General features: G+C 72.2%; 21 protein-coding genes. 11 read left to right on the top strand and 10 right to left on the bottom strand.

What is annotated here, in order from left to right; translation table 11 throughout:
* Nucleotides 1-18 precede the first annotated feature (18 nt).
* A complete protein-coding gene (locus tag F1721_RS01600) occupies nt 19-1,149 on the top strand; it encodes an alpha/beta hydrolase (RefSeq protein ID WP_246154008.1) in 1,131 nt (376 codons plus the stop codon).
* 50 nt (nt 1,150-1,199) lie between these two features.
* On the top strand, nt 1,200-1,496 hold the full coding sequence (locus F1721_RS01595) for an MmcQ/YjbR family DNA-binding protein (RefSeq protein WP_150064679.1): 297 nt from the start codon (nt 1,200-1,202) through the stop codon (nt 1,494-1,496).
* A 1-nt stretch (nt 1,497) separates the two neighbouring features.
* Here the strand turns inward: F1721_RS01595 and lysX are convergent, their stop codons facing one another.
* The 3 genes from lysX to F1721_RS01580 form a co-directional block, all read right to left on the bottom strand.
* Nucleotides 1,498-4,767, bottom strand: coding sequence for a bifunctional lysylphosphatidylglycerol synthetase/lysine--tRNA ligase LysX (gene lysX, locus F1721_RS01590; protein WP_150064678.1), 3,270 nt, complete (start codon nt 4,765-4,767; stop codon nt 1,498-1,500).
* 171 nt (nt 4,768-4,938) lie between these two features.
* On the bottom strand, nt 4,939-5,799 hold the full coding sequence (locus tag F1721_RS01585) for a MauE/DoxX family redox-associated membrane protein (RefSeq protein WP_150064677.1): 861 nt from the start codon (nt 5,797-5,799) through the stop codon (nt 4,939-4,941).
* Nucleotides 5,796-7,715, bottom strand: a complete 1,920-nt coding sequence (locus F1721_RS01580; RefSeq protein WP_246154006.1) for an ABC transporter ATP-binding protein — start codon at nt 7,713-7,715, stop codon at nt 5,796-5,798. Before F1721_RS01580 ends, F1721_RS01585 begins: the two co-directional genes overlap by 4 nt.
* Nucleotides 7,716-7,960: 245 nt before the next feature.
* On the opposite strand from F1721_RS01580, the gene F1721_RS34260 reads away from it, so the two are divergent.
* A complete protein-coding gene (locus F1721_RS34260) occupies nt 7,961-8,131 on the top strand; it encodes an SflA family class IV lanthipeptide (RefSeq protein WP_170301320.1) in 171 nt (56 codons plus the stop codon).
* A gap of 78 nt (nt 8,132-8,209) precedes the next feature.
* A complete protein-coding gene (gene lanL / locus F1721_RS01575; protein WP_150064676.1) occupies nt 8,210-10,762 on the top strand; it encodes a class IV lanthionine synthetase LanL in 2,553 nt (850 codons plus the stop codon).
* On the opposite strand, the gene F1721_RS01570 is transcribed toward lanL, so the two are convergent.
* Entirely contained in the window at nt 10,759-12,573 is a 1,815-nt protein-coding gene (locus F1721_RS01570; RefSeq protein WP_150064675.1) for a bifunctional sugar phosphate isomerase/epimerase/4-hydroxyphenylpyruvate dioxygenase family protein, read from the bottom strand. The two genes, lanL and F1721_RS01570, sit on opposite strands and share 4 nt — an antisense overlap.
* Entirely contained in the window at nt 12,560-13,438 is an 879-nt protein-coding gene (locus tag F1721_RS01565) for a shikimate dehydrogenase (protein WP_150064674.1), read from the bottom strand. Before F1721_RS01565 ends, F1721_RS01570 begins: the two co-directional genes overlap by 14 nt.
* 117 nt (nt 13,439-13,555) lie before the next feature.
* On the opposite strand from F1721_RS01565, the gene F1721_RS01560 reads away from it, so the two are divergent.
* The 4 genes from F1721_RS01560 to F1721_RS01545 all read left to right on the top strand — a co-directional run bounded on the left by F1721_RS01560 (nt 13,556) and on the right by F1721_RS01545 (nt 17,355).
* The gene (locus tag F1721_RS01560; RefSeq protein ID WP_150064673.1) at nt 13,556-14,206 is read left to right on the top strand and encodes a TetR/AcrR family transcriptional regulator; all 651 of its coding nucleotides are present in this window, start codon (nt 13,556-13,558) and stop codon (nt 14,204-14,206) included.
* A gap of 139 nt (nt 14,207-14,345) precedes the next feature.
* Nucleotides 14,346-15,695, top strand: a complete 1,350-nt coding sequence (locus tag F1721_RS01555; RefSeq protein ID WP_150064672.1) for an MFS transporter — start codon at nt 14,346-14,348, stop codon at nt 15,693-15,695.
* Between the two features lie 84 nt (nt 15,696-15,779).
* Nucleotides 15,780-16,724 carry a DUF6461 domain-containing protein gene (locus tag F1721_RS01550; RefSeq protein WP_246154004.1) on the top strand — a complete coding sequence of 315 codons (945 nt, stop codon included), beginning with the start codon at nt 15,780-15,782 and terminating at the stop codon, nt 16,722-16,724.
* Nucleotides 16,725-16,773: 49 nt separating this feature from the next.
* Complete coding sequence (locus F1721_RS01545; RefSeq protein WP_150064671.1) at nt 16,774-17,355, top strand: peroxidase-related enzyme; 582 nt, start codon at nt 16,774-16,776, stop codon at nt 17,353-17,355.
* A gap of 7 nt (nt 17,356-17,362) precedes the next feature.
* Here F1721_RS01545 and F1721_RS01540 read toward each other — a convergent pair whose 3' ends face one another.
* The gene (locus tag F1721_RS01540) at nt 17,363-17,815 is read right to left on the bottom strand and encodes a hypothetical protein (RefSeq protein ID WP_150064670.1); all 453 of its coding nucleotides are present in this window, start codon (nt 17,813-17,815) and stop codon (nt 17,363-17,365) included.
* Between the two features lie 84 nt (nt 17,816-17,899).
* A complete protein-coding gene (locus F1721_RS01535) occupies nt 17,900-18,394 on the bottom strand; it encodes a MarR family winged helix-turn-helix transcriptional regulator (protein WP_150064669.1) in 495 nt (164 codons plus the stop codon).
* A gap of 139 nt (nt 18,395-18,533) precedes the next feature.
* Between F1721_RS01535 and F1721_RS01530 the strand changes: the two genes are divergently transcribed.
* The 3 genes from F1721_RS01530 to F1721_RS01520 all read left to right on the top strand — a co-directional run bounded on the left by F1721_RS01530 (nt 18,534) and on the right by F1721_RS01520 (nt 22,209).
* On the top strand, nt 18,534-19,307 hold the full coding sequence (locus F1721_RS01530; RefSeq protein WP_150064668.1) for an SDR family NAD(P)-dependent oxidoreductase: 774 nt from the start codon (nt 18,534-18,536) through the stop codon (nt 19,305-19,307).
* Between the two features lie 423 nt (nt 19,308-19,730).
* The gene (locus F1721_RS01525) at nt 19,731-20,774 is read left to right on the top strand and encodes a tryptophan dimethylallyltransferase family protein (RefSeq protein ID WP_246154003.1); all 1,044 of its coding nucleotides are present in this window, start codon (nt 19,731-19,733) and stop codon (nt 20,772-20,774) included.
* Nucleotides 20,775-20,835: 61 nt separating this feature from the next.
* Complete coding sequence (locus tag F1721_RS01520; protein ID WP_150064666.1) at nt 20,836-22,209, top strand: tryptophanase; 1,374 nt, start codon at nt 20,836-20,838, stop codon at nt 22,207-22,209.
* 46 nt (nt 22,210-22,255) lie between these two features.
* On the opposite strand, the gene F1721_RS01515 is transcribed toward F1721_RS01520, so the two are convergent.
* From F1721_RS01515 to F1721_RS01505, 3 genes are read right to left on the bottom strand one after another with little or no spacing between them, the layout of a single operon-like run.
* Nucleotides 22,256-22,852: a GTP-binding protein gene (locus F1721_RS01515; protein WP_150064665.1), complete on the bottom strand. Its 597-nt coding sequence runs from the start codon at nt 22,850-22,852 to the stop codon at nt 22,256-22,258.
* 19 nt (nt 22,853-22,871) lie between these two features.
* Entirely contained in the window at nt 22,872-23,231 is a 360-nt protein-coding gene (locus F1721_RS01510; protein WP_150064664.1) for a DUF742 domain-containing protein, read from the bottom strand.
* A gap of 2 nt (nt 23,232-23,233) precedes the next feature.
* Nucleotides 23,234-23,650: a roadblock/LC7 domain-containing protein gene (locus tag F1721_RS01505; RefSeq protein ID WP_150064663.1), complete on the bottom strand. Its 417-nt coding sequence runs from the start codon at nt 23,648-23,650 to the stop codon at nt 23,234-23,236.
* Between the last annotated feature and the right edge of the window lie 15 nt (nt 23,651-23,665).

Raw genomic sequence — 23,665 nt, 5'->3', positions numbered from 1 at the left:
ACGGGCATAATCGTCGGCGTGCGCGTGGCATTGACAGGTGCGATCGGTCCGGGCCCCCAGCTGCCCGCTTCCGTCACCGAGCAGGCAGGCGGCCGCAGTCCGCTGGAGTCCGTCGTGCTGGTGGTCGTGCTGGCCGCCCTCACCGTGCTCGCGATCGTGGTCGTCAAGCGGCGTCGGATGCGGCGGGCCGCCATCGCCGTGCCTGTCCTGCTGGCGCTGGTGACGGTCGCCGCGGGGGTCAACAGCTACGTCGGCTACGTGCGCTCCCTGGACGACCTCGGGCGCTTGCTGCTGCTGGCCAGCGGCGGGAACCAGGACTCGGAACCGGCGACGCCGATCCCGCCCGCCGTGCCCGGTGGCGTGCGCGTGGCGGACGTCTCGCTGCCCGATCCGGGGCTCGGCATCCCCACCGGCCGCACGCGGGTGCTGCTGCCGCCCGGTTACGACGATCCCGCGCACGCCGACGAGCGCTACCCCGTGGTCTACCTGGTCCACGGCTACCCGAGCGGCGGGCCGGACGACTGGCTCGGCCCGGGAGGCGCGGTGCAAACGCTCCAAGCCCTGGCCGACACGCGCACCACGCCCCCGATGATCGTGGTCGCGGTCGACGCCACCGCGGGCACCGGCACCGATTGGGAGTGCCTGGACGTGCCGGGCGGACCACAGCTCGAGACGTACCTGACCACCACCGTGCCGCGCGAGGTGGACGCCCGGTTCCGCACCCTGCCCGACCGCGGGGACCGGGCGATCGGCGGGATGAGCGGTGGCGCGTTCTGCGCGCTGAACCTGGGCCTGCGCAACCAGGGCACGTACTCGGTCGTCCTGGCCAGCGAACCGTCCGACGACCCGGGCACCGACCTGCTCGCCGGGCACCCGGACCTGCTGCGCGCCAACACACCGCGCGAGTACCTGCCGACCCTGCAGATACCCCAGCCGCTCGCGGTGATGCTGCACGCGGGTGTCGTCGCGCACAGCGACGTCGACCTCGCCTACCGCCTCGCCGACCAGCTCGCCGCCCGCGGCGCCGACGTCGCCGTCCGCACCGAGCCGGGCGAGTGGCACACCTGGCGCACCGCTCGCATCGGCCTGCCCTACCTGCTGACCTTCGCCGCCGAGCACTTCACCGACCGGCCGCCTGCGGAGCACTGACCGTCGGTCCTGTCGGCTACCGTGCGGGGCCCGAAGTCCTAGGAGTGCCGATGACCACGCTCGACGACTTCCGGCGCCTGGCGCTGGCCATGCCGGGGACCACCGAGGGCACCCACTTCCGGATGCCCGCGTTCGCGGTCCGCGGCAAGAACTTCGCCTCGATCGACAAGGAGGGCCGGGCGATGCTCTCGCTCGGTGCGGACGAGGTGGCAGCCGCGGTCGGCGCCGGGATCGAGCCGGTGCTGCGGTCCGGCAAGCCCATCGGCATCCGCGTCGACCTCGGCCAGGTCACCACCGAGCGGCTGGCCGAGCTGGTCGAGCTCGCCTGGCAGCACCGGAGCCGCTGATTCAGCCGCGCGGCTTGACCAGCGGGAACGCCAGGGTCTCGCGGATGGAACCACCGGTGAGCAGCATGATCAACCGGTCCAGGCCCAGCCCCAGGCCACCGGTGGGCGGCATCCCGTAGGCCAGCGCGGCGAGGAAGTCCTCGTCCAGCTCCATCGCCTCCGGGTCGCCGCCCGCGGCCAGCAGCGACTGCTCGGTGAGCCGGCGGCGCTGCTCGACCGGATCGACGAGCTCGGAGTAGCCGGTGCCCAGCTCGGTGCCGAACGCGACCAGGTCCCACCGCTCGGCCAGCCTCGGGTCGTCCCGGTGCGGCCGGGTCAGCGGCGAGACCTCGGCCGGGAAGTCCGCGTAGAACGTGGGGGTCGTGGTGCGCGCCTCCACCAGCCGCTCGTACATCTCCAGCAGCACCGCTCCGCGAGTCCACTGCTGCTGGTAGGGCACACCCGCGGCGTCGCAGAGCCGCCGCAGGCGCGGCAGCTCGGTGTCGGCGGTGACCTCCTCCCCCAGCGCCTCCGACACCGCGACGTTGACCGGCACCACCGGCCAGTCGCCGCGCAAGTCGCACCCACCTGCTTCCGGGGCCCCGTTCGCCGCGGTCGCGGCGGCCTGCACCAGCTCCTGGCACAGCTCGCGGACCGTCGTGTAGTCGCCGTAGGCCTGGTAGGCCTCCAGCATGGTGAACTCGGGGTTGTGCTTGTGCGACACGCCTTCGTTGCGGAAGTTGCGGCCGATCTCGAACACGCGCTCCACCCCGCCCACGCACAGCCGCTTCAGGTAGAGCTCCGGGGCGATCCGCAGGTACAGGCGCATGTCGTAGGCGTTGATGTGCGTGGTGAACGGCCGCGCGTTGGCCCCGCCGTGCACCGGCTGCAGGATCGGTGTCTCCACCTCGAGGAAGTCCTCGCGCAGCAGCGTCTCGCGCACGGCCTGCACCGCCGCGCTGCGGGCGCGCAGGGTGGCCCGGGCTTCCGGGCGCACGATCAGGTCTACGTGCCGCTGGCGGACCCTGGACTCGGGGTCGACCAGTCCGCGCCGCTTGTCGGGCAGCGGGCGCAGGCACTTGGCGGCGAGCTGCCAGCCGGTGGCCAGGATCGAGACCTCGCCCTTGCGGGAGGTGACCACCTCCCCGGTCACCGACACCTGGTCGCCGATGTCCACCTGCTGCCGCCAGGACCGCTGCAGCTCCGCGCCGGACTCCTCGGCGGTGAGCATCACCTGCAGGTCACCGGAGAAGTCGCGCACCGTCGCGAAGCACACGCCGCCGTGGTCGCGCACCAGGACCACGCGCCCGGCCACCGACGTGCGCTCGCCGGTCCGGTGGTCCGGCGCCAGCCCCCGGTGCCGGTCGGCGACGTCCTGGCAGCTCTCCGCGCGGGGGACCGCGACCGGGTACGGGTCGACCCCGGCTTCGCGCAGGGCCGCCAGCTTGTCCTGCCGGACCTGCTGCTGCTCCTCGGTGCGCCGCCGCTCCGGCGCCTCCACCGCCGGTACCGGCACCACCGGCGAGTCCGATGTGACCGTCCGGCGGGGAGCCGGGAGGAAGCCCTCCGCCGCGGCCGAGGCGATGCCGACGCGCGCCAGGTCGCGCCGCTCCGCGAAGGCGACGTAGCGCGGGAACCAGCGCGGCCGGTACTTGACGTTCGACCGGTACAGCGATTCGAGCTGCCACCACCGGGAGAAGAACAGCAGCAGCCCGCGCCAAGCCCGCAGCACCGGCCCGGCGCCGATTCGCGCACCCTCCTCGAACGCGGCGCGGAACATCGCGAAGTTGAGCGAGATCCGCTCCACCCCGAGCCGCGGCGCGGCCTGCACCAGCGCGTTGACCATGAACTCGACCACGCCGTTGTCGGCGTCGCGGTCGCGGCGCATGAGGTCCAGCGAGAGCCCGTTGCGCCCCCACGGCACCAGCGACAGCAGCGCGACCGGCTCCCCGTCGTCGGTCACCGCTTCGACGAGCACGCAGTCGCCGTCGTGCGGATCGTCGAGCCGCCCCAGCGCCATGCTGAACCCGCGCTCGGTCTCGGTGTCGCGCCAGGCCTCGGCCAGCCGTGCCGCTTCGGCCATCTCCTGCTCCGGCACCTCGCGGTGCCGCCGGACGCGGGCGGTGAGCCCGGCGCGGCGCACCCGGTTGACGGCCTGCCGCACCGGCCGCATCTCCCGGCCTTCGAGGCTGAACTCCGCGACGTGCAGGATCGCTTCGTCGCCGAGCTGGAGGACCTTCATCCCGGCCCGGGAGTAGGCCGTCGCGCCCGCCTCGCTGACGCCCATCACCGCCGGGGTCCAGGTGTACTCCCGGCACATCGCCAGCCACCGGTCGATCGCCGGGCGCCACGCCTCCGGGTCGCCCACCGGGTCGCCGCTGGCCAAGCAGACCCCCGCCACCACCCGGTAGGTGATCGCGGCCTTGCCGCTGTCGGAGAACAGCACGGCCTTGTCGCGGCGGGTGGCGAAGTAGCCGAGGGAGTCCTGCGCGCCGTGCTCGGCGAGCAGGGCGCGGACGTGCTGCTCCTCGTCCGGGTGCAGCGCGGCGGCCAGCCGCTGCGCCCGCAGCAGCAGGTACAGCGCGGTGAACAGGGCGGTCATCCCGAACAGGCCGAGGACCAGGTTGACCCAGCCCGGCGCGTGCCCGATGCGCGTGACGTCGAAGTCGACCGCGCCGCCGAGCACCCGCTCCACGGTCCACGTCAGCCGCGCCCCGGTGTCGGTCAGCGAACCGGGGAACAGCGTGACCAGTCCGAAGCCGAGACCCACGAACACGGCGACGAGCAGCCCGAACACCGCCGCCGCCCGGTAGCCGCTGCCGTGCTGCGAGCGGCCGTAGAACTCGTCGCGGGCCCACCACAGCACGCCGAGCGCCAGCACCGAGATGACGATGTTGGTGCTGAACACCCAGGTGTGGCCGACCGGCAGGTGGTAGCGGGTGCCCAGCTCGGCCATCCACAGCGCCTGGACGTGGTCGCCCAGCACCACCAGCACCACGACGTCGCCGACGATCTGCAGCAGCAGGACGCCGATCAGGATCCACAGCGCGAACCGCTTGCGCCGCTTGAGCGCGGCGGCCAGGATCGCGACGAACGCCCCGTAGGCGAGGTTCGGCGGGGCCGGGAACAGCACGTCGTCGACGAATCTGCGCACCGGCTGCACGTTCCCGAACAGCGCCAGCCCGACCGCCGAGCCGACGCACAGCAGCGCGATGACCAGCAGCGCGCCTGCGGTGGCGCTCGGGATCCGGCCGCGCCAGCGGTGGGCACCGGCCGCTGCCTGCTCGACCACGTGTTCGCCTCCCGACTCCGGGTAGTCCGCTTCCGCCGATCCCAATCTACGACCACGGAGCGGCGCGCCGCCCGCACCCCGGATCCGAGCACCGCGAATTTCCTTGATCTTGCGGCCGATTCGGCGATGTCCGCCCACAGAGGACGAAGTGGCCGATACCGGAATCCGGGGTCAACTCCCGGCGATCAGGTCGGCCACCTGCTCCGGACGGTTCGCACCGCTGTGCGCCAGCACCGTGCCGGTCCCGTCGGTGAGCACGATGTAGGGCGGCCCGGGGACGCCGTTGGCCTCGAAGACGTCCGGCCCGGTCACCAGCGGCAGCTCGATCCCCTGCGCGGCAAGGTAATCCCGCACTTCGCCCGGATCGCCCGAACTCACCAGCACCACCGGTACCCGGTCGGCGGCCGCGCGGAACACGGGCAGCATCGCCCGGCAGGCGCCGCAGAGCGGCGAAATGCAAGCGAACAGGACGCGGTTCCCACCATCGGCGAAAGCCGACACATCGGCACCGATCTCGATCCTCCTGCCCACGACCGGAGCGGGCGGCTGTCCTTCCCGGCGCGACACCAGCGCCGCCGTGCCGAACACCACCACCAGCAGCAGCGCGGCGACGAGCAGCTGCACGGCGTCGAAGGGCGCATCCGCCCCGAATCCCGCCCACACCGCCAGCACCAGGAGCAACCCGGTGCGGGTCAGCGAAGCCGCACCGACCCGCTCCGAACCCCGCAGGCAGCCGCAGGGCACCTCCATCCCGCGGCGCAGCACGCTGCCCATCCCGATCAGGAACGCGCTGAACAACGCCACCGCGAGCACCGTTCCCCACACCCGCACCGCTGGCACCACCAGCAGCACCGCGCTCAGCAGCTCCGCCCCGGCGACGACCCGCGCCGCGACCGGAACCAGCCGGGCGGGCAGGATCCGGTACCCGGAGATGGCTTCGGCGAACCGGCCGAGGTCGCGCAGCTTGCCGACCGCGGCGAAGGCGAGCACCCCGGCCACCGCCAGCGCCGCCGAGGCGGGCCAGCCCGTCACGCCGAGCTCGGTTCGCGGTAGGCGGCGGCCTGCAGCTCGTAGAGCTGGGCGTAGCGACCGCCGGTGAGCAGCAGTTCGGCGTGGGTTCCCTGCTCGACGACCCGCCCGCGGTCCAGCACGTAGATCCGGTCGGCGTAGCGGACGCTGGAGAGCCGGTGCGAGATCAGCACCACGGTCCGCCCCTCGGCGTGCCGCCGGATCCGCTCGAACAGCGCGTGCTCGGCGCGCGGGTCCAGCGCCGAGGTCGGCTCGTCGAAGATCATCACGTCCGCGTCGCGGTAGAAGGCGCGGGCGATCGCGATGCGCTGCCACTGCCCGCCGGACAGGTCGTGCCCGCCGCGGAACCTGCGGTCCAGCAGGGTCTCGTAGCCGTCGCCGAGCCTGGCGAGCACCGCGTCGGCACCGGCTGCGCGCGCCGCCTCGTCCATCCGCTCGTCGTCGCGCGGCCGCCCCATCGTGATGTTCTGCGCCGCGGTCAGCGGCCAGCGCGTGTGGTCCTGGGCGATCACCGAGATCCGCTCGCGCAGCGCGTCGCCGGACACCTCGGCGAGGTCGACGCCGTTCCACCGGACCGCGCCGGAATCCGGTGCGTACAGCCCGGCCAGCAGCTTGGCCAGCGTCGTCTTCCCGGAACCGTTCTCCCCCACCAGCGCGACGACCTCGCCGCGCTCGACCGCCACGCTCACCCCGTCGAGCGCGGGCGCGTCCGCCCCCGGGTAGGTGAAGTGCACGGCGTCCGCCTCGATCCGGCGGAACGGCTCCAGCTGCTCGGCGCGCTCGGGCGGCACGAACCGCTCCGCCAGCGCGCAGAACTCCAGGTAGTCCCCGAAGTACAGCCCGGCCTCGTAGAGCTTGTTCACCGACTGCACCAGGCTGGTCAGCGACGACTGGCTGGCCCGGATGGTCAGCACCGCGGTGCCCACCACGGCCAGCGGGACGAACCCGAACGCCAGCATCAGCCCGAGCGTCCCGTACACCGCGGCGAGCGCGGCGCCGCCGAGCAGGTCGCCGGTCATCCGGGTGGTCGCCCGCTGCCAGGCGACGTCGAGCTCCACCCGCTGCTCGTACTCGGCGATGCGGTCGTACTCGCCGAGCAGGAAGCGGCGCAGCGTGAAGGCCCGCACCTCGGCGGCGGGCGGCCGCTCGGCCATCAGGTCGGAGAGCAGGAACTTGCGCCGCCGCGCGGTGGACACGCGCCGGAAGGCCGCGTAGCGCATCCGCGCCGACCGCAGCGCGGCCCACGCGTCCGGCACCGCCGTCACCAGCAGCAGCGGCATCAGCGCCGGGTGCAGGATGCCCAGGGTGACCGCCGCCGAGAGCACGCCGATCGCTCCGGTGAGGACGTTGACGGTCATCTCCACGACGGTCGCGGAGTCGGGCACGCCGTTGTCCCGCGCCCGCTGCATCGAGTTGTGGAACTCCTCGTCGTCGAACGCGGTCAGCTCCACCCGGGTGGTCAGCCGGAACAGCCGGGTCTCGGCCAGCCGCTCGACCTGGGGCTTCAGCCGCTCCTGGGCCCAGGTCGCGACCGCCAGCAGCCCGGCGCGCAGCCCGGCGGCCGCGGCCACCAGCAGCAGCGCGGGGATCGCCGCGCGGACCCGGTCCGCGGTCGCGCCCGCGGCGAACAGCGACTCCAGCACGTCGTTGGTGGCCAGGAGCCCGAAGGCGGTGAACAGACCGGCCAGCACGTTGAGGCCGAGGGTGGCCGCCGTGTCGAGGCGGCTGGCCTGCCAGGCGACCCGGATCGCGTCGCGGACCAGGGTCGGCAGGCGGCGCGCGATGGCGCCCAGCCCCGCGGACAGCAGCTCGGCGTCGTGCGCCTGCCAGTACGGCACGACGAGATCGGTCGGCTCGACCGCGGTGCGGCGTCGCCACCTCATCCGCGGCGCCCGGTTCCCGGAGATCGTGCCGGGCAACGACTTCTCCCCATCACGCCCGAGAAGTTAATCGACCCAAGGGAGATCTGTAAACTCGCGTTGTTCCTCCGTTTGGCCCTAGGTCTGCGAAACCCGGTGTGCCAACAATTCCAGGGGTTGCACTGGGGACGCACCGCGCAGTGGGGGGCGCGGTACCCGGAATTCGTTGGTGTGCTGGGAAATCCGCTGCCGCCTTCGCAACCCCGCGACGTCCCGCCAGATCGGCGGACGAGGAAGGAGCGATCATGCCCACCCTGCTGCTGGAGCCGCGAGACGCGGGAACCGTTGAGATCGAGGACGTTTCGGTCGACTTCGAGGTGGACCTCAAGGAGGTCCTGCACGGACCCCAGGCCTGCGTGAACACCTGCAAGCGCACGGTGTGCAGCAGCTGGCCCTGCTGTCCGTCCATCGTCTGACGGGTTCTCGCCAAGGGCGGGGAGGTCCATCGCGGACCTTCCCGCCGCGTCCGACCGTTTCGACCGGGGAGCAGCAGGATGAGCAGCACGACCGATCTGCCCGAGCGGCTGGCCCGGGACGCGGAATCCGCCGGGCGGGAGGTGGCCGTCGACGAGACCTGGGTGAGCGTGCGCAATCCCGGTGGCACGGTGCCCGATCAGGGCTGGAAGCTGCACATCTCGGCGCGGCCGGGCACGTTGGAGCGGACCGTCGAGATCGCCGTGCCGCTGCTGCTGTCGCACGACTGCGACTTCAAGGTCGCGCGTTCGCCCGAAGTGCTGCGGGAGCTCAACTCCGGTGACGTCGACCCGGCCACCGTCGGCAAGGCGATGACCGTCTACCCGCCGCAGGCCGACGTGGTGCGGTTGGGCGGTCTGCTGGCCGAGGCGCTGGCCGGGATGACGGGCCCGCGGATCGCCAGCGATCGCCGCATCCGGTCGGATTCCCCGGTGTACTACCGCTACGCGCCGTTCCGCCCGCAGTACCGGGTGGACGACAACGGTGACTTCGAACTCGTGGTGATCGGCCCGGACGGCACCGCGCTGCCGGGCGCGGCCGGTCCGGAGTTCAGCTGCCCGCCGTGGGCCACCGATCCGTTCCGCCCCGCCGAGGAGAACGCGGCGCAGCGCACGACCGTCCTCGGTGGCCGGTACCGGCTGACGTCCGGCGTCATGCGCGGGCCGCGCGGCAACGTCTACCGGGCCGTGGACCCCGGTGGTCGGCAGGTGGTGGTCAAGGAGGCCCGCGCCCACGTCGGGGAGAACGTCAACGGCATCGACCTGCGGATGCAGATGCGCAACGAGCGGCGCGTGCTGCAGGCGCTGGACGGGGTGGACGGCGTGCCGCAGCTGCTCGACCACTTCCGGCACGGCGAGGACGAGTACCTGGTGACCACCGACGTCGGGACCCGCGACCTCAACCGGTACGTCGGCGAGCAGACCAGGTTCTTCGACGACGCCGCCAGCCCGGACCGGGATCTGGGCGGGCTGGCCGCGCGGTTGGCCGAGGTGCTCGCAGCGGTGCACGAGCGCGGCGTGGTGGTGCGCGACCTCTCGCCGAAGAACGTGGTGCTCGACGACGACGGCCGCTGCACGCTCATCGACTTCGGCAACAGCTACTTCGACGGGTTCCAGCTGCACGGCTGGACGCGCGGCTACAGCGTGCCCGACCAGCACACCGACCGCCCGGCCGAACCCGCCGACGACTACTTCTCGCTGGGCGCGACGTTGTTCTTCGCCGCCACCGGGATCAACCCGATCGGCGTCGACCCGGACCCGGTGCGCAACCTGGAGCGCACCCTGCTGTGCTTGGAAAGGCTGTATCCGGACGCGACGGGTGTCCGAGCGCTGATCCCGGGGCTGCTGAGCCTGGACCCCGCCGAGCGCACCGCGACGTTCGAGGATCTGCGCGTGCGTCGCACCACCCGCCGCGGACACCGGCCGAGATCACCCGAACTCTCCTCCGATCTGCTCGAATCCGTGCTGGCGCACACCGTCGGCGAGTGCGTGGCGGCTGCGCGCGAGATGATGTCGCAGCCGACCGATCGCGGAGAACCGCCCAAGACCAACGTCTACAGCGGATCGGCCGGGCTCGGGCTGGAGCTGCTGCACCACCCCGAAGGCGTCGAGTCCGGGATCGAGCTGGCCCGCTGGACGATCGGGGCGACGCCACCGACCCGCCTGCCCGCCGCCCTGTACTTCGGGCGCACGGGCACCGAGATCTTCCTCGCGGCGGCACGCCGAACCGCTGCGGACCTGCCGGTGTCCACACCGGTCGAACTCGGCGACGAGCGCGCCGACCACATCCACGGCGTGGCCGGGATCGGCGCGGGGCACCTGGTCCTGCACGCCTTGGAGCCGGACGGCGGGCACCTGGCGGTCGCCGACGAGTGCGCCCGTCGGCTGCTGTCCGGGCAGACCCGGGAGACCGAGGACGCGGTGCCCGCCGACCCGGAGACCGGTGTTGCGCTCGAAGCCGGTTTCGCCCACGGCGACGCGGGAATCGCGCACTTCCTGCTGCGCTACCACCAGCGCACCGGTGATCCAGCGGCGGAGGAAGCCGCCGCGAAGCGGTTCGAAGCGCTCGCCGACGAGTCGGCGGAGCTGATCCAGGTCATGCACCGCCGTCCCGCACGGCCGATGGCGGCTTCCTGGTGCCAGGGCATGTCCGGCATCTCGTCGGCGCTGCTCGCCGCCGCCCTGCACTGGGGCGACGACCGCTACTTGGCGCTGGCGAAGGACGGTGCGCGTGCCTGCCTGGGCCTGGCCCCGCAGGCGTGGGTGGTCTCGCAGTGCTGCGGTCTGGCCGGGATCGGCGAAGCGCTCATCGACCTGGCCATCGCCACCGAGGACGAGGAGTTCTGGCGCGGTGCCGAGGAGATCGCCGTCCACGCGCTCGCCCGCAGCGGCGGGGACTACGCGACGCCGGTGTTCCCGGACAACTCGCTGGAGACCTCCAGCGCACCGTGGTCCACCGGGACCTCGGGCGTCCTGTCCTTCCTCCGCCGACTGCACCGCCGCGACGGCGCTCGCCTCTGGACGCCCGACTGGTCCCCGGAGGCCGAGCTGGCGACCCTGCGGCTCTTGGACTAGCCGTCCGCGGCGAGGCGCTGGCGCCGGTGGGCCGCCATGCGGACCGGGGCGTTGGGCACGCCGTAGCCCGCGTAGCCGCCGATGCGCTGGACCAGCTCGAAGAAGATGCGGGAGCCGAGGATCTCGGTGCACACGTGCAGGTATTCACCGTGCTCGTCGCGGTCGTAGAGCACCGAGTTCGCGCGCAGCTGCACCAGCAGCTCCCTGTCCAGGTCCAGCCGGGCGTCGAGGTCGTCGTAGTAGTTGTCCGGCACGCGCAGGACCGGCGCTCCACGTTCGCGCAACGCGCGTGCCGCGGCGAGCACGTCCTCGCAGGCGAAGGCGATGTGCTGCGGATCGCGCACCGCCGGGGCCCACTCGCCGCGCCGCACCAGGGTGCCGGTCAGGGCGATGCGCACCGATCCGGTCGGGTCGACGACGCCTCGCGTGCGCACCATTCCGAAGGGCGCCGCGTACTCCGCGATCGGCTCCGGTCGCAGCCCGACCACCGAGCGGTAGAACAGCGCGGCCTCGTCGAAGTGGTCGAAGGGCTGGGTCAGCGCGACGTGGTCGATGCCGGTGATGCCCAGCCCCGGCACCGGGGACGCACCGGCACCCGAGAAGTCGGCGAGCCAGCTGTCGGAGCAGAAGAACACCTCGGTGCCGTCCGGTGCCGCCACGGAGGCCAGGTTCGCCTCCTGCGGCCCGCGCGTGCGAGGCAGGACCGGTGCGTGCATCGCGTCCGCCCGCAGCGCGGAGCTGCTCGGGTCCCCGGTTTCCACCGCGAGCGCACCGATCACCGCCGTGCCCGGCGTCTCCGCCTTCGCGTTCAGCAGCACCCGCGCACCGCCCTGCTCCCACAGCTGCACCGGCTTGCTGCCGTGCTCGCCGGTGCGCTCGAAGCCAAGCGCGGCAAGGGTTTCCGCGAGCTTCGCCCCGGCCACCTCGTCGACGGTCAGTTCCGCGAAGGCGTGACCGGACAGCTCCGGTGCCGGTGCGGCCACCGGGAACCCGACCTGCTCCTCCAGCAGGCGCAGCGAGCGCATCGCGTCCAGCGCAGCGGGTTTCGGGTCGGCCTGGCGGAAGACGTCGTTGAAGACCTCCAGCGACAGCGGCCCGCGGTAGCCGGTGGACAGCACGTTGCCGACGAAGGTCGGCAGGTCGAACGCGCCCTGGCCGGGGAACAGCCGGTGGTGCCTGCTCCACTGCAGCACGTCCATGTCCAGCTGCGGCGCATCGGCCAGCTGCAGGAAGAACAGCTTCTCGCCGGGGATCGTGCGGATCAGCGCCGGATCGCCGCCCCGCGAGAGCACGTGGAAGCTGTCCAGGCACACGCCCAGCGCCGGGTGGTCGGCGCGGCGCACGATGCGCCACGAGTGCTCATAGGTGTTGACGAACCGGCCCCACGCCAGCGCTTCGTAGGCGACGCGCATGCCCCGGGCGGCAGCGCGTTCGGCGAGCAGGCGCAGTTGCTCGGCGGCCAGCTCGTCGTCGTCCACCGCGTCCGGGGAGACCGTCGAGCACACCAGGACCAGGTCGACGCCCAGCTGCTCCATCACGTCGAACTTGCGCTCGGCGCGCCGCAGGTTGGCGCGCAGCACGTCCGGCGGGACCGCCTCGAAGTCGCGGAACGGCTGATAGAGGTCGATGGTCAGGCCGAGGTCGGCGCAGCGCTGCCGGATCTCGGCGGGCGAGGCGGCGGAGACGACGAGGTCGTTCTCGAAGAGCTCCACGCCGTCGAACCCGGCGGCCGCGGCGGCGGCCAGCTTGTCCTCCAGCGTGCCGGACAGGCAGACGGTGGCGATCACCCGGCGCGGTTCAACTGCGGACACGAACACCTCCGGCGAGTTCGGCGAAGTGGCGCAGCATCCGGTCGGCGTCCGGCTCCACACCGGTGAACAGGCGGAACGACTCGGCGGCCTGGAACACGGCCATGCCGCCGCCGTCGAGCACCCGGCAACCGGCGGCACGCGCGGTGGCGACCAGCTCGGTCTCCAGCGGCCGGTAGACGACATCGGCCACCCACAGCCCGGGCCGCAGCAGCTCGGCGGGCACCGGCGACCCGGGGTGCGCGGCCATGCCCGTCGGGGTCGCGTGCACGAAGCCGTCCGCCCACGCCAACGACTCGGCGAGGCGCTCCGGCTGAGCCGCCTCGGCCCGGTCGGCTCCGAAGCGCCCGCGCAACGACGCGGCCAGCGCCTCCGCGCGCTCCTGATCGGCGTCGAGCACGCGCAGCACGCCCGTGCCCAACGTCAGCAGGGCGTGTGCGACCGCGGCACCGGCACCGCCCGCGCCGAGAAGCACCACGCGGTCCACCGCGACGTCCGGAAGACCGCGGCTGAAGCTGCGGGCGAAACCGGACCAGTCGGTGTTGTGGCCGATCGCGCGGCCCTCGGCGAACACCACCGTGTTGACCGCGCCGAGCGCGACGGCGTCCGTCGAGAGCTCGTCGAGGTGCTCGACGATCAGCTGCTTGCACGGGTGCGTGATGTTCAGCCCGTCGTAGCCCGCGGTGCGGGCCGCCGCCAGCAGCTCGCCGACGGACTCGGCCGGTCTGGCCAGCACGTCCAGGTCCCACCTGCGGTAGAGGTACCGGAGGCCGAGCTCGTCGGCCTCGCGCTCGTGCAGCGGCGGGCTCAGCGACGGGCCGATGCCCGCTCCGACGAGCCCGATGAGGTAGCTGTCCTGCTTGCGCACATCCCCGCCTCGGTCAATGAACGAACTAGCTAGTTAATAGTAGGGCGGAAGCCCGGATCGGGGAAGGGGCGCTGCACTACAGTGAACGGGAATTCCGATCCACCCCCGGGGAGCGCCGTGGCAGCACCAACATCAGACACCGGCGACGTCCGGCAGCGCGATGCGGAGCGCACCCGCGCGGAGATCCTCGACGTCGCCACCCTGGAGTTCGCCGACAAGGGCTACGCGGGCGCCCGGGTGGACGAGATCGCCGCGCGCACCAGCACCACCAAGCGGATGATCTACTACTACTTCGGCGGCAAGGAGCAGCTCTACCTCGCCGCGCTGGAGAACGCCTACTCGGTGATCCGCGGCATCGAGCGCGAGGTCGACGTCGACGACCTGGAGCCGGTGGCGGCGATCCGCCGGCTCGCCGAGCTGACCTTCGACCACCACGAGTCGCACCCGGACTTCCTCCGGCTGGTCAGCATCGAGAACATCCACCGCGCCGAGCACCTGGCCAAGTCCGACCTGCTCCCCCGCCTGGCCGACCCGGCGGTGGACGTGCTCGGCCGCATCCTGGAGCGCGGGCGGGCGGCCGGGCAGTTCCGCGACGACGTGGACGCCCTCGACGTGCACATGGTGATCAGCTCGTTCTGCGTCTTCCGCACCGCGAACCGCTACACGTTCCAGGCGATCTTCCAGCGCGACATGCTGGACCCGGCCCGCCGCGACCACTACCGCACGATGCTCGGCGACCTGGTGATCGACTTCCTCACCGCCCGCTGACCGCCTCCCCGGCGGAGCGGAAACCGGCGCGAAACAATCCCTTGACAGGTGACCGGCAACACCTCACCCTCTTGGAACTAACTAGATGGTTCATAACTCGCCCGGCTGAGCAACGGTGCGCGGACTGCAGGAGTTTCGAGTGACCACCCAACCGACCGCCCCGCGCGGAAAACCGCGCAAGGCCGCCGTCGCCGCGTGGATCGGCAGCGCCCTGGAGTACTACGACTTCTTCATCTACGGCACCGCCGCGGCGCTGGTGTTCAACAAGATCTTCTTCCCGGCCTCCTCCCCCGCCACCGGCACGCTGCTCGCGCTCGCCACCTTCGGCGTCGGCTACCTCGCGCGACCGGTCGGCGCGTTCGTGCTGGGCCACATCGGCGACGTCTTCGGCCGCAAGCGGGTCCTGGTGCACACGGTGCTGCTGATGGGGGTGGCGACCGTGCTGGTCGGCTGCCTGCCGACGTACCAGCAGATCGGCGTGGCCGCGCCCGCGCTGCTGGTGGCGCTGCGGTTGCTGCAGGGCTTCTCGGCGGCAGGTGAGCAGGCCGGGGCCAACTCGATGTCGCTGGAGCACGCGCCGCCGGACCGCCGCGCCTACTACACCAGCTTCACCCTCAGCGGCACCCAGGCCGGGCAGATCCTGGCGACCGCGGTGTTCCTGCCGGTGGCGGCGCTGCCCGAGGAGCACCTGCTGAGCTGGGGCTGGCGCGTGCCGTTCTGGCTCAGCGCGTTCGTGGTGGTCGTCGGCCTGGTGATCCGCCGCAAGCTGGACGAGACGCCGGTCTTCGAGCAGGAGATCGCCACCGGCGAGACCAAGCGGTCCAGGACGCCGCTGGCCCCGCTGTTCCGCGACCACTGGGCCGACGTGCTGCGGGTCGTGGTGGCCTCGGTGATCGCGGCGGTGAGCACCATCTTCACCGTCTACGCGCTGAGCTACGCGGTGAACACCGTCGGGCTGGAGCGCAGCCCGATCCTGTGGGTCGGCGTGCTGGCCAACGTCGCGGCGCTGATCGCGATCCCGCTGTGGGCCCGGCTCTCCGACCGGATCGGCCGCAAGCCGGTGTTCGTCGGCGGTTCGCTGGGCTGCGCGGTGCTGATGGCGGCCTACCTGTGGTCGCTGTCGATCGGCAGCTACCCGCTGATCTTCCTGACCGGCGTCCTGATGTTCGGCGTCGTCTACAGCGCGACGAACGGGATCTGGCCCGCCTTCTACGGCGAGATGTTCCCGGCCCGGGTCCGGCTGTCCGGCATGGCCGTCGGCACCCAGATCGGGTTCGCGCTGGCCGGGTTCGCCCCGAGCATCGCCGAGGCCATCGGCGGCGGCCGGGACGGCTGGGTGAACGTCGCGCTGTTCACCGCGGGGCTGTGCGTGCTGAACGCCCTCGCCGTCGCCACCGGCCGGGAGACCTACCGGGTGCCGACCGAGGAGCTGGGGCTGAAGCCGCCCAAAACGAACGGCGAGCGGGAACGGGACGCGGTGAGCGTCTGACACGTCGGCGGCCGGGGCGAACACCCCGGCCGCCGTCCGCTGCGGAGCCCTTCGGTCGGTGGCGCGGGATAGGCTCGCGGCCCGATGTCGATCAAGGATGGGGGCCACGTGGAGGACCGCGACGAATTCGCCTGGGCGGACAGCTATCCCGATGATCCCCGCCACCTCGGCGAGATCTTCTGCCTGACCTTCGTCAAGGACGTCGGGATCGACGAGGCGCTGCGGCTGATGGGCGGGTTCACCGACACCACCGCCGTCCGCACTTCTTCGCCGATCGACGCGGCGGACAGCTACTCCGACAGCGGTCTGGAACTCGCCATGGTGGCGCGGCTGGGCGACTGGACCCTCGTGTTCGAGCCGTACGGGTTCTGGGGCTCGTCCCTCACGCCGATCCTGTCGCGGGGAACCGAAGCCGTGTCCCTGCTGCGCCACGACTACGCCAGCCCGCACCTCGACCACGCGGTGGACGGCGAGCTGGTGACCGGGCTCGACCCGGTCTTCCCGGACATGCGCCACGGGACCGAGCCGGACCGCCTCAACCCGCTGCTGCGCGAGGTCGGCTTCGACCTGGAGGACTGCGAGAACGGCCAGGACAGCCCGTTCTCCCGGTCGCTCCGAGTGATCCGCCTGCTCACCGGCGTCGCCCCCAGCTACGAGCTGCTGACCGGGCCGCTGACCAGCGTGCACTTCGATCCCTGGTTCAGCGCGGCGCCGAAGAGCCTGCCGTACCGCGTGAGCGGTCCCGCCGATGCCTTCGCCGAGGTGCGACGGCTGACCGAGCTGCACAGCCTGACCGACACCCCCGGGCTCGCCGAATCGCTGGCCGCGGCGGAAAGCGGTCAGCAGGTCGCCGTCACCCCGGACAGCGCCCTCGGGCAGCACGTGCGGGCCTGGCTGATCGAGGGCAACAAGAACCGCTCCACCTCGTACGGCTGGCTCGCGCCGAGCGAGGAAGCCCGGCGCGAACGCGCCGCGGACCTCCTGCAGCTGACCCGGGTCCTCGGCTACGCCCTCCAGCACTCCCGGTAGTCCGCTCGGACCGTCGACGTGGTGCGGTCGGGGTAATACCGTGCCGGGCATGAGCGACGAGATCAGCCGGTTCGGTTCGGTGCAGCTCGCGGATCTGCCCGAGGACCTGCGGGAGCGCATCGGGGCCATCGCGGAGAAGTCCGGGTTCGTGCCCAACGTCTTCTTGGCGCTGGGGCACCGGCCGGACGAGCTGCGCGCCTTCTGCGACTACCACGACGCGCTGATGCAGCGCGACTCCGGCCTGACCAAGGCCGAGCGGGAGCTGGTCGTGGTGGCGACCTCGGCGGCCAACCACTGCACGTACTGCATCGTCGCGCACGGCGCGATCCTGCGGGTGCGGGCCAAGGACTCCCAGCTGGCGGACCTGGTGGCCACCAACCCGTGGGGCGCTCAGCTGGACGAGCGGCGGCGCGCCATCGTCGACCTCGCCCTGGCGCTGGCCCAGGACCCAGCGCTGTTCGGCGAGCAGGACCTGACCGCCGCGCGGGAGGCCGGGCTGTCCGAGGACGAGATCTGGGACATCGGCGCGATCACCGCGTTCTTCGCGATGTCCAACCGGTTGGCGCACCTCATGGCACTGCGCCCCAACGAGGAGTTCTTCCTGCTGGGACGCATGCCGAAGCGGCGGTGACCTCCGGTCAGCGGCGGACGCCGGGGCGACCGCCCGGGCGCTGCTGCGGGCGACCGCCCTGCCCGCCGCGCGGCGGGTTCCCGACGCGGGTGGCGCCACCGCGCTGCGCACCGCCTCGCGGAGCTCCGCCGCGCGCGGCGGGGCGCTCCGGCTGGCGCGCGGGTCGGCGGGGCGGCTCGCGGCGGGGCCGGTCGTCCAGGTCGTCGAAGTCGTCGCGGCGCGGGCGGCGCTGGGCCTGGCGCGGCGCGGACGGCTTGCGGCTGTTCACCCAGTAGTCGAAGCCAAGGATCACCAGGGCGCCGACCAGCAGGATCAGGCTCAGCTCCCAGATGCCCATCGCGATCAGGATGACCAGCGCCAGCAGCAACATCGGCACCACGGGGATCCAGCAGTACGGGTCGATCCGGCTGAAGATCCCGGAGTTCCCCGCGGGACCACCGCGGTCCGCGTCACGCGCCATCGAGACTCTCACTTCCACTCTGCTCCCCGGCCGCCGAAGTCTACCGGAGTGCCCTTCGCCGCCTTCCCGGCGGCGGGGCGGCGGTCACTCGCGGCTCATCCGCCCCAGCAGTTCGCGCAGCAACCCCTCCAGTTGCCTGCGGTCGTCGGCGGGGAGCCCGGCGATCAGCTGCCGCTCCCGGCCGATCAGCACCTCGATGTCGTGCTCGATCGCCTGGTGGCCGTGCTCGGTGAGCTCCACCGCCACGGTGCGCTTGCCGGAGGCCGACCGCTGGGTCCGGACCAGCCCGGCGTCCTCGGCGCGGGTCACGCGCTGCGTGATGGCACCCCCGCTGACCAGGCAGTTCTCCGCGATCTCGGCCGGAGTCAGCCGGTAGGGAGCGCCCGCGCGGCGCAGCGTGGCGAGCAGGTCGAGGGTGGCGCTGTCGATGCCCAGCTCGGCCAGCACGCGGCGGCGCTCGTCGGTGATCAGCTTGGCGATGCGCAGGATGCGGGCGATCACCCCGATGGCGTCCACCGCCATGTCGGGCCGCTCCCGCGCCCACTGCTCGACGATGCCGTCCACCGCGTCAGCGTTCATGGCGGCAGTCTAGCCCGGTTGTCTTTAGGCCTAAAGACGAGCTAGCATCGCGTCAGTCTTTAGACCTAAAGAACTTGGAGGAAGCATGACCCCCTCGCGTCAACCGGAGTCCTGCTCAACCGCACCTCAGGGGACCGCGATGCAACCCAGCCACGAGAAACCGCGAAACGCGAGTTCGACTCCCCGCAACGCAGTCGTCACCGGCGGCGGCACCGGGATCGGTCGCGCCGTGGCGGCCCGGCTGGTGGCGGCCGGCGACCAGGTCGCACTGCTGGGCAGGCGCCCGGAGAAGCTCGCCGAGACCGTCGCCGAGCTGGGCCCGGCGGCCCGCGCCGTGCCGGTCGACGCCACCGACCCGGCCGCGGTCCGGGCCGCCGCGGCCGAGCTGCCGGACCGGATCGACGTGCTGGTCAACGCCGCGGGCGGCAACACCGACCTGCCCGGCGGCACCCCTGCGGCCGACGACCTCGACGCGGTGCGCGCCTCGTGGACGGCGAACTTCGAGGCCAACGTGCTCAGCGCCGTGCTCGTGACGCACGCGCTGCTGCCCCGGCTCGCCGACCACGCGCGGATCGTCAACCTCGGCTCGGTGACCGCGCGGTCCGGGCAGGGCAGCTACGGCGCGGTGAAGGCGACGCTGGAACCGTGGACCTCCGAGCTGGCCTTCCAGCTCGGCGCGCGCGGCATCACCGCCAACGTCGTCTCCCCCGGCCCGACCGAGGGCACCGACTTCTTCCGCGGCGGCGACTTCCCCGCCGCGCGGCGGCAGTTCGTCGAGTCGCGGGCCGCCGACGGACGGCTCGGCCGGGTCGACGAGGTCGCCGCGCTGGTCCACTTCCTGGCCTCGCCGGAGGCCTCGCACATCACCGGGCAGGTCGTGCACGTCTCCGGGGGCATGCACCTGGGCCGCTGACCGCTCCGCTCGCGGGGGTCCGACCGGGCCCCCGCGAGTTCGACCAGCGCGGACCGAAACACCCGGTGAATCCCGAAGCCCCGACCCGGCAAGCCCCGGTGAACTCCGGACGTCCGATCGCCGGGAGCGATTCCGACGCCCGGACGAACAGGACGGAACCCCTAACAAATCGAATTCCGAACCGGAATCACCGGTCGATCACGAATCGATCTCAACAGCACCGGTCCGATTCCGACTGCGGAACGCATTCGCCCAGGCCGGGAACCGCCGAATGCAGTGGATGTCCAAGATCACTCCAGTGGATCTGGCATGTCCGGAACGCGCGTATTAGCGTGACCGCGCCGCACGCGCGCCGCCTGCTACCGATTTCGAGCTACATGGATCGGGGTTTCCATGAGTCCTGCCGATACCACGCTGGGCGAGTTGACGAAAAGACAGTTGCGGAACCTCTGCGACGTCATGGGCATCGACAACGCCGCACCACCGGAACTCCTCGAGGAATTGCTCGGGCCGGTCTCGTCCCGTTCGTTGTCCGAACCACCGCTGTGGCCCTCCGGCGTGGCCGACGACGCCACCCCGCTGGAGTTCTCCGTCCAGTTCGAGGACAACGGCGCGCGCCACCTGCGCATCCACCTGGAACGGCTGGCGGAGCGGCCCAGCCCGGCGGCGAACCTGCAGGCCGCGAAGGACCTCGTGGCGAGCCTGTCCGACCGCTACGACCTGGCGCTGGACCGGCTGCGCGCGGTGCAGGACGTCTTCACCGCCGACGAACCGCAGAGCTGGTTCTCCTGGGCGTTCTCGCTGATCTTCGACGCGCAGGGCGCCCCGTCGTTCAAGCTCTACTTCAACACCGACCTGCACGGCGCCGAAGCCGCGCCGCGGGTGGTCACCGACGCCTTCGGCCGGTTGGGCATGACCGGCGCGGCCGAACTGGTCAACACCTACGCCCTGCGGCGGGAAGGAAAGGACCTGCCGACCTTCTTCGCCATCGACCTCGACCGCAGCGCGCACGCCCGGGTCAAGCTCTACTTCCGGCAGCTGGACGCCCGCCCCGCCGACGCCGAGTTCGCCGCCGGGGCGGTCCCGGGCATCGACCAGAACGCCATCCGCGAGTTCTGCTCCGTGCTGGCCCCCGGCACCGAGGTGTTCGGCGGGCGGCCGCTGATGTCGAGCTACTCCTTCGTCGGGGGCGACGCGGAGAAGCCCAGCAACTACAGCCTCTACCTGCCGATCCGCGACTACGTGCCGCACGACGGGGTGGCCCGCGAGCGGATCGCCGAGCACCTGCGGCGACTCCGCTTCGACCCCGCCGCGCTGGACGGTTCCATCCGCGCGCTCACCGACCGCCCGCTGGAGGCGCAATCCGGGCTGCTCGCCCACGTCTCGCTGCGGCTGAGCCCGAACCGGACCGGGACCTCGCTCTACCTCTCGTCCGAGGCCTACGGGGGAACCCCCGTCCAGGACTGAAGCCACCGGGCACCGACCGGTCCCGGCGAACCCGTCAGCACCAGCGTAGGGAGCACCCCGCATGCCGCACCTCCGGCCCTTCGTCTCCGCCGTCGTGCGCCCCATCCCGATCACCACCCGGGAGGAGCGCATCGCCGAGCTGGACCGCGCCGGGCACAACCCGTTCAACATCCGCGGTGAGATGGTCAGCATCGACCTGCTGTCGGACTCGGGCACCGGCGCGGTCTCCACCGACCAGCAGGCGTGGGCGCAGCGGGCCGACGAGCGCTACGCCGGGGCCGACTCCTGGTTCCGGTTCCGGGACGCCGTCCGCGACCTCGTGCCGCACGAGCACGTCCTGCCCGTGCACCAGGGCCGGGCGGCCGAGCGGGTGCTGTTCGGCGCGCTGCTGGGACCGGGCGAGATCAGCCTCAGCAACATGCACTTCGACACCACCCGGGCCAACGTCGAGCGCATCGGCGCCGAGGCGCGCGACCTGCCCAGCCCGCAGCTGTTCGACATGCACAGCGACGCACCGTTCAAGGGCGACATCGACGTCGAGGCGGTCAAAGCCGTCCTGGACGGGCCGGACGGGCCCCGGGTCAAGCAGATCGTCGTCACCATCACCAACAACGGCGGCGGCGGGCAGCCGGTGTCGATGGCCAACCTGGCGGAGATCAGCGCGGTGGCCCGCGAGCACCGCGTGCCGCTGGTCCTGGACGCCGCCCGGTTCGCCGAGAACGCCTGGCTGATCACCCGGCGCGACCCGGACTACCGGGACTGGAGCCCGCGCGAGGTGGCGCGCCGGGCGTTCGAGTACGGCGACGCCGTGGTCGCCAGCCTCAAGAAGGACGGGCTCTCGCACGAGGGCGCGTTCATCGCCGTGCACGACCCGGAGCTGGCCGACCGCTGCGAGGTCGACATCATCGCCACCGAGGGCTTCCGCACCTACGGCGGCCTGACCGGCCACACGCTGGAGCACCTCGCGCAGGGCCTGCGGGAGGTGCTGGACCCGCACTACCTCGCCGACCGCGAGCACGAGGCCGCCTACCTCGCCGACCGCCTGCACGCCGCGGGCGTGGAGACGCTGCGCCCGACCGGGCTGCACGCGGTCTACGTCAACGCCACCCCGCTGCTGCCGCACCTGCAGCCGAAGCACCTGCCCGACCACGCGCTCACCTGCGCGCTGTACCGGGAGGGCGGCGTCCGGGCCGCGGGCGGCGGGCTGTTCCTGAGCACCTTCGACGAGAACAACGAGCTGGTCACCGCGCCGCCGTTCGAGCTGATGCGGTTGGCACTGCCCCGCCGGGTCTACGACCACAGCCACATGGAGTACATCGCCGAGGTCCTGGCCGAGATCGCCAAGAACCCCGAGCGGGTCCCGGGCTACCGCCTCACCCACAACCCGCCGGTCCTGCGGCACTTCCGCTGCCGCGCCGAGCCGATCACGCCGTGAGGGCCGCGAGGTCGCGGGCCGACTGCGCGCCCGCGACCTCGCCCGGTCAGCTCGCGTCCGATGTGGACGGGATCTTGTCGATCGCCCGCCGCACCAGGGTGAGCAGCGTGTTCTTGGCGAGCTCCCGCTCCCGCGCGTCGCACATCACGATCGGCACGTCCGGCGGGATCGTCAGCGCCTCGCGGAGCTCCTCCGGCTCGTAGTGGTAGGCGTCGTCGAAGACGTTGACCGCCACCACGAACGGGATGTCGCGCCGCTCGAAGAAGTCGATGGAGGCGAACCCGTCCTCCAGCTTGCGGGTGTCCACCAGCACCACCGCACCGGCGGCCCCCAGCGCCAGGTCGTTCCACAGCGGCCAGAAGCGGTCCTGACCGGGGGCGCCGAACAGGTACAGCACGATCTGCTCGGAGATCGTGATGCGCCCGAAGTCCAGCGCCACCGTCGTGGTCGTCTTGCGCTCGACCCCCGTGACGTCGTCGACGCCCTCGCTGACGACGGTCATCTCCTCCTCGGTGGTCAGCGGCGGGATCTCGCTGACCGCACCGACGAGCGTCGTCTTGCCAGCCCCGAACCCGCCCGCGACCACCAGCTTCACCGGGATCGGCGCGGCCTCCGCGCCGTCCGGGGTGGATCTGCCCGGCACGGAACGGCTTTCAACCAGGCTAGAGTCTGCAAAGCCCACGGTACACCTGCTCCAAGATATCTCGGCTGACTTCTGTACGAGGCGAGCGCACGAAGACGGCGCCGTGGTCGAGCAGGTCGCCGCACAGGACCCGGACCACTCCCACCGGCTGCCCCAGCAGCACGGCCAGCTCCGCCAGCGACACCGGGCGCGCGCAGGCGTCCAGGATCCAGCGGTGCTCGGGGGTGAGCTCCAGCCGCGGGGTCTCCGGCCGCGGCTCGACGGTCAGCACCTGGCTGGCGGTGTCGAGCCGGGTGCTCCTGGTCGGCGTGCGACCGCGCGTGATCGTGTACGGGCGGACGATCGGGCCCGCCTCATCGTCATACCACGCCTCGTCCACCGTCAGGTCCTCTCCGCCACCGCGCCGCGGGCCTCCCGGGGTGCCGCCGACAGGAAGCTGCCGACGCGGGTGATGAGCCGACCCATCTCGTAGGCCACCAGCTCGATGTCGGCGTCGGACGCGCACAGCACGGCCAGGCACGCCCCGCTGCCCGCGGCGGAGACGAACAGGAAGCCGTGCTCCATCTCGACGTGGGTCTGGGCCACCTGGCCGCGGCCGAAGTCCTTGCTGACGCCCTTGCCGATGCTGCGCATGCTCGACGCCGCGGCCGCCAGCTTGTCGGCGGAGTCGCGGTCCAGGTCGGTCGACCTGGCGATCACCAACCCGTCGTTGGAGAGCACGACTGCGTGGTCGGCACCGTGCACGCCCTGCACGAAGTCGTCCAGCAGCCAACTCAGTTTCGACGCTGTTTCGGTCATGGCCACCTCACACAC

Source organism: Saccharopolyspora hirsuta, assembly GCF_008630535.1.
Taxonomy (GTDB): domain Bacteria; phylum Actinomycetota; class Actinomycetes; order Mycobacteriales; family Pseudonocardiaceae; genus Saccharopolyspora; species Saccharopolyspora hirsuta.
Note: the sequence above shows the minus strand (reverse complement) of the source record. Positions and strands in the feature narration are given on the sequence as shown.

What these genes read in the sequence shown, in the direction of transcription:
- F1721_RS01595 (WP_150064679.1), top strand. Translation starts at nt 1,200, where the DNA reads ATGACCACGCTCGACGACTTCCGGCGCCTGGCGCTGGCCATGCCGGGG.
- F1721_RS34260 (WP_170301320.1), top strand. Translation starts at nt 7,961, where the DNA reads ATGCCCACCCTGCTGCTGGAGCCGCGAGACGCGGGAACCGTTGAGATC.
- lanL (WP_150064676.1), top strand. Translation starts at nt 8,210, where the DNA reads ATGAGCAGCACGACCGATCTGCCCGAGCGGCTGGCCCGGGACGCGGAA.
- F1721_RS01550 (WP_246154004.1), top strand. Translation starts at nt 15,780, where the DNA reads ATGTCGATCAAGGATGGGGGCCACGTGGAGGACCGCGACGAATTCGCC.
- F1721_RS01545 (WP_150064671.1), top strand. Translation starts at nt 16,774, where the DNA reads ATGAGCGACGAGATCAGCCGGTTCGGTTCGGTGCAGCTCGCGGATCTG.
- F1721_RS01540 (WP_150064670.1), bottom strand. Translation starts at nt 17,815, where the DNA reads ATGGCGCGTGACGCGGACCGCGGTGGTCCCGCGGGGAACTCCGGGATC.
- F1721_RS01535 (WP_150064669.1), bottom strand. Translation starts at nt 18,394, where the DNA reads ATGAACGCTGACGCGGTGGACGGCATCGTCGAGCAGTGGGCGCGGGAG.
- F1721_RS01530 (WP_150064668.1), top strand. Translation starts at nt 18,534, where the DNA reads ATGCAACCCAGCCACGAGAAACCGCGAAACGCGAGTTCGACTCCCCGC.
- F1721_RS01520 (WP_150064666.1), top strand. Translation starts at nt 20,836, where the DNA reads ATGCCGCACCTCCGGCCCTTCGTCTCCGCCGTCGTGCGCCCCATCCCG.
- F1721_RS01505 (WP_150064663.1), bottom strand. Translation starts at nt 23,650, where the DNA reads ATGACCGAAACAGCGTCGAAACTGAGTTGGCTGCTGGACGACTTCGTG.